At 56.6% G+C, this 12440-nt stretch carries 9 protein-coding genes; 8 read left to right on the top strand and 1 reads right to left on the bottom strand.

What is annotated here, in order from left to right:
- Positions 1 to 16 precede the first annotated feature (16 nt).
- The 7 genes from EHF33_RS20010 (at position 17) to EHF33_RS19985 (ending at position 7483) form a co-directional block, all read left to right on the top strand.
- Positions 17 to 3904 (top strand): variant leucine-rich repeat-containing protein, encoded by a 3888-nt coding sequence (locus EHF33_RS20010; protein WP_124875576.1) that lies wholly within the window; start codon positions 17 to 19, stop codon positions 3902 to 3904.
- Positions 3905 to 4063: 159 nt separating this feature from the next.
- Positions 4064 to 4348: a protein kinase family protein gene (locus EHF33_RS20005; protein WP_124875574.1), complete on the top strand. Its 285-nt coding sequence runs from the start codon at positions 4064 to 4066 to the stop codon at positions 4346 to 4348.
- Positions 4349 to 4351: 3 nt separating this feature from the next.
- On the top strand, positions 4352 to 4543 hold the full coding sequence (locus EHF33_RS20000) for a hypothetical protein (RefSeq protein WP_124875572.1): 192 nt from the start codon (positions 4352 to 4354) through the stop codon (positions 4541 to 4543).
- Positions 4544 to 4580: 37 nt separating this feature from the next.
- Positions 4581 to 6143, top strand: a complete 1563-nt coding sequence (locus tag EHF33_RS19995) for a hypothetical protein (RefSeq protein ID WP_124875570.1) — start codon at positions 4581 to 4583, stop codon at positions 6141 to 6143.
- Positions 6144 to 6192: 49 nt separating this feature from the next.
- Entirely contained in the window at positions 6193 to 6327 is a 135-nt protein-coding gene (locus tag EHF33_RS22100; protein ID WP_420889987.1) for a DUF6915 family protein, read from the top strand.
- Positions 6303 to 6572, top strand: coding sequence for a hypothetical protein (locus EHF33_RS19990; RefSeq protein ID WP_124875568.1), 270 nt, complete (start codon positions 6303 to 6305; stop codon positions 6570 to 6572). Before EHF33_RS22100 ends, EHF33_RS19990 begins: the two co-directional genes overlap by 25 nt.
- Before the next feature lie 71 nt (positions 6573 to 6643).
- On the top strand, positions 6644 to 7483 hold the full coding sequence (locus EHF33_RS19985; RefSeq protein ID WP_124875566.1) for a hypothetical protein: 840 nt from the start codon (positions 6644 to 6646) through the stop codon (positions 7481 to 7483).
- A gap of 731 nt (positions 7484 to 8214) precedes the next feature.
- Here EHF33_RS19985 and topA read toward each other — a convergent pair.
- Positions 8215 to 10257 carry a type I DNA topoisomerase gene (gene topA, locus EHF33_RS19980; protein ID WP_124875564.1) on the bottom strand — a complete coding sequence of 681 codons (2043 nt, stop codon included), beginning with the start codon at positions 10255 to 10257 and terminating at the stop codon, positions 8215 to 8217.
- A 1000-nt stretch (positions 10258 to 11257) separates the two neighbouring features.
- Here topA and EHF33_RS19975 point away from each other — a divergent pair.
- Entirely contained in the window at positions 11258 to 12424 is a 1167-nt protein-coding gene (locus tag EHF33_RS19975; protein ID WP_124875562.1) for an exonuclease SbcCD subunit D, read from the top strand.
- The last annotated feature ends 16 nt before the right edge of the window (positions 12425 to 12440 follow it).

Raw genomic sequence — 12440 nt, 5'->3', positions numbered from 1 at the left:
ACTTCGAGGTATAGATATGCTTAAACGTACGCAAAGAGAATTCAAACTTGCTCAACTCAAGTGCTCCTTTGAAGACGAAGACTCTACAGCCATGAGTGAAATAGCTTCAAAGATTACCATCCTTGCCTCTGCTGATCACGAAGTGGTTGGCTCTGACGAAGAGTATGTGGAAGTCACCACCAGGTATTCTTATGAGGGATTCAAATCTTACGACTCTCAAGATGCTATTGAAATAGCTATTGAGCAATATGGCAAAAAACGCTTCATCACCTATGTTGAAGAGGGAATATACTATGAATACACTGATGTCCCGTCTCAAAAATTGACCGCCCTTGAAGCGGCAACAGACTATGGATTATTGTATTCAGAAGAAGTTCTCGATTTGCTGAAGAAAAATGGTGAACTGAGAAAAGCTGTAGATGGAATCATCAAGGCTTTGTCAGAGTACTCAAAACATCCTGAAAAGCATTTGGTTGACATGATGACTTCTATCGAGTATCCAGAACTGGATAAGATACTAGCCAATTCGCGTATCTACCAGAAAGCCGCTTTAAAGATGCTTGGGAAAAATCAAATTTCACCCATTAATTTTCCATCCCTTAGAAGAATTGCTATCTCAGCACAGAATCAACAAATGTTTAATTTGCTGAACGACTATCAGGATCTCGCTCAACTCGCAGCCAATTCCGACGCGAATGTTCGCCGGGCCGTTGCCTCTCACCCGCAAGCTACACCTGAGTTGCTGACTCTCCTTGCTGCTGATTCTGTGTGGCGGGTTTGCCAAGCTGTTGCTTCTCATCCGCAAGCTCCGCATGAAGTGCTCGCCCAACTCGCCAAGCATTCAGCCTCAGAGGTTCGACGAACAGTGGTGGCTCGTCCGCAAGTCACGGCTGAACTGCTTGCCCAACTTGCTGCAAGCTCCTACCTGGATGTTCGCCAAGCTGTCGCCTCCTACCCACACGTCACACCTGAAATACTCGCCCAGCTGGCAACCGACGCGAAGGTGGAAGTCCGCAAGGCGGTCTTATCCCATCCGCAAGTCACACCTGAACTGCTCGCCCAATTTGCTGCAAGCCCTTACCTGGATGTTCGCCAAGCCGTCGCCTCCCACCCACACGTCACACCTGAAATGCTCTCACAGCTGGCAACCGACACGGAGGTGGAAGTCCGCAGGGCAGTCCTAGCTCATCCGCGAGTTACAGCTGAACTGCTTACCCAACTTGCTGCAAGCCCCTACCTGGATGTTCGCCAAGCCGTCGCCTCCCATCCACACGTCACACCTGAAATGCTCTCACAGCTGGCAACCGACGCGGAGATGGAAGTTCGCAGGGCTGTTGCCGCTGATCCAAAGGCCACACCTGAAGTACTCGTGCAACTGGCAATTGACGCGGAGATGGAAGTTCGCAGGGCTGTTGCCGCCAACCCACAGACTGCGGCCAAATTGCTCACGCAACTGGCAACCGACGTGAAGATGGAAGTTCGCAGGGCTGTTGCCGCTGATCCACAGGCCACACCTGAAGTGATCGCGCAGCTGGCAACCGACGCGGATGTGAAAGTTCGCACGGCTATTGCTGCCAACCCACAGACTGCGGCCAAATTGCTCACGCAGCTGGCAACTGACGCGGAGATGGAAGTTCGCAGGGCTGTTGCCGCCAATCCGCAGACTACGGCCAAATTGCTCACGCAGCTGGCAACTGACGCGGAAATGGAAGTTCGCAAGGCTGTTGCCGCCAACCCGCAGACTGCGGCCAAATTGCTCACGCAGCTGGCAATCGATACAGAGATAGAAGTCCGCAGGGCTGTTGCCGCCAACCCACAGACTGCGGCCAAATTGCTCACGCAGCTGGCAACCGACGCAGAGATAGAAGTCCGCAGGGCTGTTGCCACCAACCCACAGACTGCGGCCAAATTGCTCACGCAGCTGGCAATCGATACAGAGATCGAAGTTCGCAGAGCTGTCACTGATAACTCTCAGATCGAGTCTAAGATTCTTGTAAAGCTTGCCAAAAGCTCTTATCCGGATGTTCGTGAAGCAGTTCTGGCACATCCTCAGATCACACCTGAATTACTCGCACAACTCGCCAAAAGTTCTTATCCGGATGTTCGCAAAGCAGTTCTGGCACATCCGCAGGTTACACCTGGATTGCTCGCAGAACTTGCCAAGCATTCTGAATGGAGTGTTCGTAAGGCAGTCGCACTCCATCCGAAAGTCACACCTGACTTGCTCGCGAAGCTTGCGAAAGATTATAGCTCTAGGGTTTGCAATGCGGTTGCCTCTCACGCAAGGTTTACGCCTGAAATGCTGGCCAGACTTGACGAAATTTCGGCAGTTCACAAAGCTGTCGCCGCCAATCCTCAGACCACCCCAGAAGTACTTACGAAGCTTCTGACTAATCCCAACTCAGCTGTCCGCAGGGCCGTTGCCAATCATCCACAAGCCACCACCGAACTGCTGAATCAACTGGCCACGGATTCTGATTCAGATGTCCGAATAGCCGTCGCTACCAACCCAAAGACCACACCTGAATTGCTGACCCAATTGTCCACAGATTCCGACATGCGTGTTCGCAGGGCAACCCCTACCAACGTTGCTCGCACTGCTACCAATGCCCAAACCATACCTAAATCACTTGCCCAACTGGCCACGGATTCCACTATTACTGTTCGCAGAACCGTTGCTGCCGACCCAGAGATCACGCCTGAGCTGCTCGCCCAACTGGCCACGGATCCCCACGCGGATGTTCGTAAGACTGTCGCTACCAATCCAAAGACCACACCCGAATTACTCGCCCAACTGGCCGAGGATCCCGATTCAGATGTCCGCAAGGCTGTCGCGGCCAACCCACAGACCACGTCTGAACTCCTCAGCCAACTGGCTATAGATGCTCAAGACGAGTACGTTCGCCATGCCGTTGCGAGCAACCCACAGGCCCCCCTCGAAGTGCTGACTCTGCTAGCCAAAGGTTCCGACTTCTATATCCGAAGGACCGTCGCTATCCATCAGGCGATCCCCGAATTACTGGCTCTGCTGGCCAAGGATTATCATAGCGATATCCGCCGTGAAGTTGCCGCCAACCCACGCGTTACACCTGAATTGCTGACCCAACTGGCCACGGATTCCAACTGGGTGGTTCGCCTGGCCGTCGTCGCCAACCCACGCGTTACACCTGAACTGCTCACCCAACTGGCAGCAAATTCCTACGAAGATGTTCGTCAGCGTGTCGCTACCAATCTACAGACCACGCCTGAACTGCTCACTCAACTGGCTACGGATTCCGACTCGGGTGTCCGCTGGGCCGTTGCTGCTAATCAAAAGACCACGCCTGAACTGCTCACTCAACTGGCTACGGATTCCGACTCGGGTGTCCGCAGGGCCGTTGCCGCTAATCAAAAGACCACGCCTGAACTGCTCACTCAACTGGCTACGGATTCCGACTCGGGTGTCCGCAGGGCCGTTGCTGCTAATCAAAAGACCACGCCTGAACTGCTCCCCCAACTGACTGCAGATTCCAACTGGGAGGTTCGCAAGGCCGTTGCTGCCCACTCACAAGCCACACCTGAGTTGCTGACTCTGCTGGCTACGGATCCCTACGCGGATGTTCGCAAGGCCGTCGTTGCCAACCTACAGACTACGCCTGAGCTACTGACTCTGCTGGCTACAGATTCCAACTGGGAGGTTCGCAAGGCCGTTGCTGCCAGTCCACAGGCTACGCCTGAAGTGCTGACTCTGCTGGTCGCAGATTCTGATGACGATGTTCGCAAGGCCGTTGCTGCCAGCCCAAAGGCTACGCCTGAAGTGCTTGCCCAACTTGCAACTGATTCTGATTGGGAGGTTTGTAGGGTCATCGCCGCCCACCCACGAGCTACGCCCGAGTTACTGGCCCAGCTTGCGGCCTACGAGTGATTGTTCGCCCAAATCGCCAATTTGCGAGCATCGGTCGTAATCATCTCGTCAGAGGGAAACAGGGAGACTGACCCTGCGGGGATAGGGGGCTTACGCTGGTTTTGTCCCTACGCCAGTCAGCCCTGATCGTATTTTCGCCCTCACACCTTAAAGGAACGTATGTCTGCTCTAGCTCCCACCAGCACGCTTCAGGGTTCCCGCTACCAAATCCTCCGGGCACTGGGTCAGGGCAGCTTCGGCATCACCTACCGGGCGCTCGACACGTTGCTTCAGCGAACCGTGGTCATCAAGGAGCTTTTTCCTCAGGGCTGTGTCCGCACGGCCAGCGCAATCCGGTTGCCAGACGGCATGGCTCCCGAATACTTCACGGCCATGTTGCACAGTTTCGTGGGAGAAGCCAGAGCACTGGCCAAATTCTCTTCCGAGCATGTCGTGCGGGTATAAGACGTGTTTCAGGACGGTGACACGGCCTACATCGTCATGGACTTTATCGGGGGCCGGACCCTGATGCAGCGTCTGCGGGATGAGGGTCCGCTGGCTCCCGACGTGGCCCTGTGTGAGGTTCCCTTGGCTGTGATGCTTGAGCAACCGCTCAGCTCAGGTGGTCTAAGACCAAGCCGTCACCGCGACAACAAGTGACGCGCCAAGGGCTTACGCTGCAGACTAGGAGAAGGCCATGCGTAAAGTTGACTCATCCCGCTTCAATGATCGCCCATTTGACACTCAAATCTTTTTCAGTCCCAACAGTCACCAACTGCTCTTCTGGAACTTTGCTACCAGTTCACAGGAGGTCGCCGCCGTCGAGCTGATTGGACTGACGGATGATCTGGATGATCTCTCCCTGTATGCACCCGCTCAAGGAGAAGCATTGTATTTGCATTCACAGGCTTGGGATATGACGGGCCAGCCCCGAATCGCGCTGTGGTGGAAGGCCGTGGACGACATTACGAACTCTTCAGGGATCATTGAGATTCGCAACTCTCTGAACGGCCTTGTCCTCTGGCAGATCCAAGGCGATGCGCTGGAACCTAAAATCTACACTCCCAGCCCGGGAAATCATGAAGTTCAGTTGCATCTTTATGGCGATACGGTCCGCCTGCTGGACAGTTTCGGGCTATATCAGATTCATCGCAGCGGTTACCAAACCTTTCAGGCATACGACGACACCAGAAATCTCCGTCTAAGATCGCTGAGCGGCGAAGTCTGCGACGTTGAGAACACGCCATACTCCGCGTACGAGAGTGCAGATGGCCGCTTTTTTTTCGATCCTCCAGACGGTTGTATTTATGATATGGAAGCAGAGTCACCGCCTGAAACCTTGCTCCCCAACATTTATGTCCCGGCTTTACGCCGTCAAGGTCTTTGGCCGCACTACGGCCTGTGGCTTCCAGAGCGTCAACGCTACGTCCAGGATCTTGAGGGTCAACCCTTGATGTATATGACGCCGCAGCACGTTGTCAATGACCTTATGGCTGAAGGGTTGTTGGTGGAGCCAATTGAAGTGCGGCCGCTCCCCGTGACGCCACCTGACCAGCAAGCGGCTGGGATCGTCCCCAAATGGTTGTTAGGGGATCAGATGCCCAAACCGCCGATTTGTTCCGAACGTGGAGCGCTACTGACCGATCTCAGTGCCCTAAGATCCGCCCTCATCGAGCGAGGGTGGGTTATTGAAGCCGGACTTTGCCTGCGTACAGCAGTCGATCTGCCAACGGCAACCGTGGTCGCTGAAGTCCTGCAACGGCCAGAAGGCACTTGCGTAATGATGACAGCCTGGCGCGGCCTGTGGCCAGTTCGCTGGGAAGTCTGGCTCAGCACCTCTGTAATAGAAAACGCGGTGTGGCAAATCGAAGAAGCGCTGGCGCAGGGACAAGACCGCCTGCTCCAGATTCCACCTGAGCGGTACTCCTCACAACCGCACACCAGCGCTGTCTTTACATCCACCAATGACGAACTTCAAGTTCTGACAGGGAGCGAGGACCGGGAACAAGCAGCGCTGGCCGAGGTGGTGCTCTGGATTCGGTTCCAGCATCTAAGCACCGTCCTGACAGCGCTGCAGCCACCTCCTGAACCCGACTGGAATCTCTTTCGGATGTTCTGGATTGAGGGCCAGCTTCCGTCATGGGTGGTTCGTCCGGTGTGGCGCTCCTTGCCAGACTGGGTTCAGCAGGAACTGGTTGAGGATTTGAGCGCGGAATTCGAGGTTGATCAGGAGTGGGCCGCTTGGTGCGGCACAGCGTAAGAGAACGGAAAGTCACAATTAGACATAATGGACACATGAGGAAATCAAGGTGAGTCATGCGATTTATCATGCTCAGAGTTCGGCCAGGCGCTTCGGTGGTGCTGCGGAAGACTACGTGGCCATCCATGAGTGGTTCGACGCGTCCAAGGCACTTATCGCATGCAGGCTGAGGCAGAACGCCTGACAGCCGACCTGGCCCTGATCCACGGACGGCTCCATCAAGCAGAAATTGAAGAGCTGCTGCGGCGCTCACCGGGAGCCGTCGATCTTGAAACCCAGGTGGTTGGTGGGCAGATCCTGGCGCTGCTGCGCGGATCAGATGGCCAGGAACTGCTGCACTGTGAAACGCAGTTGTCTTACCCATGCCTGTATATCCGTGACCAGCACGAGTCCATTCCAAATAAGGAGAAATCAAATGTCCAAGGTTGAGATGATGAAAATTGAGGAGTATTTCTCCTCGAAGAGTGAGCTGGCACAAAAGGCCGCACTGGGCCCAGTCTATGCTTAACGGGGGCCGTGACGATTACGGGTTCCTAGAACTGGCGCAGGTCATCAACCAGCGTTACATCGACAGCCCGCCAGGAAGCGAAGCGGTGTTTCAGCGCTTGTGGGCACAGACCCTGCTGGCGGTATGGTCCAGGCGTGAGGGTCACGTTCCTACACTGCTGACGCCTGAGGACCTTGAAGGAGCGCTGCAGCAGGCACTGGACATCCTACCCCTGCTGCATGAAGGCTTCGAGGTGATCTTTGGAGATCAGAACCTCGCGGTGCGTGTGCTCACGCGGCTGATTCCCCGCTTCGTGGCGGGCATGCGGGCCCAGCCCAGTGGGCTGCCCGACTTCGCGGCGTCGGTGGTAGCCCTCGCGGCCCTGCCCAAACCCGTGAACCGGCAGGTCCAGCCAGCTCCGCCAGCGCCCGCGCCGCCCATGATCACCGAACCGGCCGAGGGATGGCCGAAGATCGTCCCTCCGCAGGGCGTCCACACCAGGGGGGCCTGGATCAGTGATCAGCTCAGGGCGGACAGTCCCTGGACCGCCACCTGCGCCAGCTGGCTCAACCCAGCGCTGCTGAAGAGGAGGGGGAACGGGAGATCCACCACCTGGAGCGTGCTGATCCAGGCGCCGATCAGGGCGTACAGGGACGGGGGGTGGCAGTTGATCGGCGAGTCCAACGATCCGCTGGTGGTGCTGACCACCAGCGGCCGGCCAGGCGTCAGCGTCTTCTACTGCATCTGCCTCAAGGGGAAGGGCGGCGGGGAGCTGAGCGCAGACATCTGGCACCTCATCGAAGTCAGACCCGATGGGCTGCTGGGGAACGTAGCGGCGAAGGGCAGGCCGTGAACCCTCCAGTCAGGCTGGTCGTCATCTCCGACACGCGCGGGGCAGCTGGGTGATTAGGTAGCTGGGCAGGTGGTTGCTTGGTCGGCTAGTCGACCGGGCGACGAGGTAGCTGGGTGCCTAGTTTGTGTTAAAGATACCCGACCATTTTTTCCTGAAAGCCACAGACGGCGCGCACGAGGCCACCACCCTCCGCGCCCATGGTAGACATCCTGCACTAAGTTCACCATCCAGGTCACCGAACTGGCTCACACCGAGCAAGGCCACAAAGTCCAGCCACTCAAGGGCCGCATCAGAGCTGGCGATCGGGGAAAAGATTGAAGCTGAATGAACTGTAAGACCAGTGTGGCCGTCTGCGGCTCCTGGCCTGGGTGGTCTCTAAGGAGTCGGGTCAGGCCAAGCGAATTTCCTGACTGCCTGTCAACAACTCGGCTCATTTCACTACGAGGGCTGCACTACGAAACCTGCCGGTATGCTCCCGCCTGTATCCAGTGACCGGCATCAATGTGCTGCTTTGACGCGCACGCCCAGCGAGAAGGGCAGCACCAAAGATACGATCGGCAGGCCATTTTGCTGGAGCTGGGCGAAACCGAGCGGGAAGCCGGGGAACTGTCTTTTGGGACGGTGGGTGATGTGGACTTCGCCCCTGTTCTGACACTGATGCAGGCTCCAGTACCGGATACCTGGGCTTCAAACTGCTTCTGGCACAGAAAAAGGCTGGCAAAGGAATTGAATTACTTCACGCCCGCGCTTTTGCGGCATTTGGTGGCAGACGCGGCGGTGGTTCGTTTTTTGCTGCTCGCCGCTCCATGAGCGCGTCTGGCAGGCTGGTCTGCGGTGCGCTTGGCCGCGTCGGGTGTTTTGGGTTTGGGCAACTTGAACGTACCGCTCATCAGCGCCGCCACCATCTGCATGGTCAGATCTTCCGGCAATACGTTGTCCGGTAAAGCCACGCCTTTGCCACTGACGACCAGTCCCGCCACACCGCCGCGCACTTCCAAGACCGCGTCCAGATGCGGCAAAGGGTAACGCGGGGCGCTCAGCTGAGCCTCTCGAATAGCCGGTGCGAGCGTACCTTTCCAGATGCTGTCCAGATACGCCACGCGGCTGAGTGTCCCGTTTGCAATCTTGTCCAGATCCCCTTCCATCTGGGCGGTGAACTCCGCGTTAACGAGCTGCGGGACTTGCTTCATCAGGTAGCTGGCCACCAGTAAGCCGAGCGGCGTGACGTGCAACTGCCGGTTTCGCAGCGCGACGTAGTTGCGTCTTTGCAGTGTCTCCAGGGTTGCGCCGTACGTGCTGGGACGCCCAATCCCGGCTTTCTCCATGACCTGCACAAATTTGCCCTCCGTGAACCGCGACGGAGGACTGCTCTTCTTCTCCTCCGCTCTAGTGTCCTTGAGAGAGAAGCGCTCACCCACTCGCACCTTGGGTAAGGCTTGTTCTTCGTCGCTGCTGTCCTGATCGTCATACAGCGCGGTGAAGCCTTTCTCCGTCAGCACGACGCCGGAGGCGTGCAGCGTGACCACACCCGCTTGAAGCGTCACTGCCGTCTTCTCTCCCACGGCGTCCCGCATCTGCGAAGCCAGGGTACGTTCGTACACCAAGCGGTACAGGGCGAGTTCGTCCCCACTGAGACCAATCTGTTCCGGGGCCACGAATTTTCCTGCTGGGCGGATGGCTTCGTGGGCTTCTTGGGCATTCTGGTTTCTGGTGGCGTACTGACGGCCTTCCTGAGGCAAAGCGGACGGCCCGAAACGGGTGGCGACCGCTTCTCGGGCCAGCCCGATCGCCTCGTCCGACAGGTGCGGACTGTCGGTGCGGATGTAGGTAATCAGCCCTTGCTCGTAAAGACTCTGGGCGAGTTTGGTGACCTGGGCCGCACCGAGTTTGAGTTTGGCGTTGGCGGCTTGTTGCAGTCCAGAAGTCGTCAGCGGCGGCGGTGGACGGCGCACCACTGGACTCAGTGTGACGGCACTCACGACGGCTTGCTGACGGTTCAGGTACGAGACAAGCTGCACGGCCTTCTCTTGATCCAGCTGGGTGACGTTCGAATCAGGTTTGAGCTGACCTTGCGGTGTAAAACTCGCGGCGGTGGCCAGTGCCACGCCTCTGATCGCTGTGACCTGGGCCTTGAAGGTAGGTTGACTCTTCACCGTCACGCCCACCCGCCAGAAGGCCGAGGCAACGAAACTGAGCCGGGACTGTTCGCGCTGCGAGAGCAGCATCAGCGCAGCCGATTGAACCCGGCCTGCCGACTGCGGGCCGCCGACTGCGTCCCAGAGCAGCGGTGAGACGCCGTACCCCGCCAGCCGGTCCAGGACGCGCCGGGTTTCTTGAGCGGCAACGAGATGAAAGTCGATGGTCCTGGGATTGGCGACCGCCTGTCGGATGGCCCGTTCAGTGATTTCTTGGTACGTGACCCTCTTGGCGTCTTTGCCGAGGCCGAGGAGCACGCTCAGGTGCCAGGCGATACTTTCACCTTCCCGGTCCGGGTCAGCCGCGAGGTAGACAGCTTCAGCGGACTTGGCGAGTGCTTTTAAGTCCTGAATGGTCTGGGCTTTGTCTTTGCGGGCCAGATAGATCGGCGCGTAGTTATTCTCGACGTCCACGCCGAGTTTGGCGAAGGCTGCGTTCTTGTACCGATCAGGCAGCACGTCTTTGCTGTTAGGGAGATCGCGGACGTGGCCCAGGCAGGCGCGGACTTGCCAACCTGCGCCGAGGTAGTTTTGTATCTTTCTGGCTTTGGCAGGTGACTCGACAATCAGAAGTTTCATGGGAATTCGTCTCGAATAACAAGCCTTTGGGCGCGGCCGGGTGCGTCCTGTAAGCCGCATTCCGACACCAGAACCTTGTGCTGGGCATCCACATGCTGATCAACTCCGGCTTGATTGTTCCGAACGACGCATGTGGCAACGCTATTGAGGAACGGCGTCCTGAAGCGCACAGGTCTCATACAGGACGGCGGCCCTCCAGTATGGCGCTCATACTGTCCAAGAGCGGGTGTCCGTTCTCGACGATGCCAGATTCCGAAACGGTCATCAGGGCAGTGGATGATCCATTGAGCCATGCTGTCGTTCTCCTTGAGAGGCGAATTCTTGTTACGGTGAAATCAAGTATGAACATTCTACTTGAACCAGAATAGGTGCGTCGGTGGATGATCGTGCGCAGTTGCCCTTGTTCAGATGGAACGCTTGGTGAACCTTCCAAGGTGAACGAAAACAGGATTGATCCGCTCACGGAGCACAGGAGGCAGAGCAGGCCATGCATCCATTTCATCCCGAATCTTCAGTCAGCAGACTTCCATTTCCCATCTACTCAACGGCTGTCAGGGATTGACGCGCTCGGGCGTGACACTGCTGTGAGGCGGTGAGTGCATGAATGACGTGATGATGACAGCCCATGCTGGAGAGCAATTTCAGAAGTGGTTTGCGGGAAACCCTCAGTGAAGCGCAAATGTGCCCAGCTCAGTCGGCTTCTAGCGTGCAAGCGACTTGCTGCCAGCCAGCCAGGCCGTGCCCGCTTGGACGGCCTGAATACGTTCCGGTTTTTGGTACACGAAGGCGTCCTGATTTCTGTTTACCACTTGACGCCGCACTTCTGATTCACCCTTCACTCGGCATGCTTGCTCAAAGGCCTGTCGGCGCAGTACACGCTGGACCTTCGGCTGGTGATGCCCAATAGGCAGGTCAGCTGTAAAGCACATTTTAGGAACTGAAGTGTATTCGCGCAGTGGTCTTTGAGTAGGCAGAACCTTAGATTCTGACAAGGAGAAGCATGAGATTTATCCACACAGCTGACTGGCATCTTGGACGCGTTTTCGGGGGCCAATCACTGATACAGGATCAGGAGTTCGTTCTCCGTGAATTCGTAGAGTTGGTACGTGAGAGTAAGCCGGATGCTGTTTTGATAAGCGGCGATATTTATGACCGTGCTGTGCCACCAGCCGCCGCTGTCGAACTCTACGATCAAGTGCTGTCTCAACTGATTGACTTGCGTGTTCCCGTTGTTGCAATTGCCGGAAATCATGATGGTCCGCAGCGTCTGGCATTTGGGCGGCAGCTCATGAGCCAAGCCGATTATCACATTGCGGGCTTGCCCCAAGAGGAAATCTCTGTGGTCACTTTGCACGACCAGCACGGTCCGGTTCATTTTCATGCGCTGCCCTATGCTGAGCCGGTGGTGGTTCGGAGTCTCTTCAAGCAACCGAGTATCTCAACGCACCAGGAAGCGATGTCTGCTTGCCTCGCCTCTTCGGTCAAAAGGATGGCAACAGGAGGTCGGCACGTGCTCCTCGCACACGCGTTCGTGCAGGGCGGCTCTGAAACTCCGGATTCGGAGCGCCCCTTGAGTGTCGGCGGCGCTGACCGCGTCAACGCGTCCTTATTTGAAAATTTTGCTTATGTCGCGCTGGGCCACTTGCATCAGCCGCATGCTGCGGGGCGGCCGCAGATCCGTTACTCCGGATCGTTACTGAAGTACTCATTTGCAGAAGAACACCACGTCAAAGGTGTCGAACTGATTGAATTGACAGCAACAGGTGCTGTTCAACGTGAACAGATTGCGCTGCATCCGCGCCGCGACGTTCGCAGCATTCGCGTGAGCTTGGAGGAACTGGAAACCCAGCCGTACAGCTTGGCGAACCGAGAAGATTATCTTCAGGTTATTTTGACCGACTCTGCGAATTTAATGGCACCGATCAACCGGGTTCGCGAATTTTTTCCCAATACACTGGAACTCGTCATCGAGGAGAGACTGCCCAACTCGCCATCAAATTTATCAGCACCATCTTTTGCCGAAAAATCTGATATACCTCAGCCGATTCAAATGATCGAGGCCTTTTTTGAACAGAGATTCGGTAATTCACTTACTCAACCGCAATACCAAAAAATCCAACAAATCCTCAACGATCTCAGGCTACAAGAACAGGAGATAATGTTGTGAGGCCTCTAAGACTCAC

The organism is Deinococcus psychrotolerans (genome assembly GCF_003860465.1).
In the GTDB taxonomy this organism is placed as follows: Bacteria; Deinococcota; Deinococci; order Deinococcales; family Deinococcaceae; genus Deinococcus; species Deinococcus psychrotolerans.
Note: the sequence above shows the minus strand (reverse complement) of the source record. Positions and strands in the feature narration are given on the sequence as shown.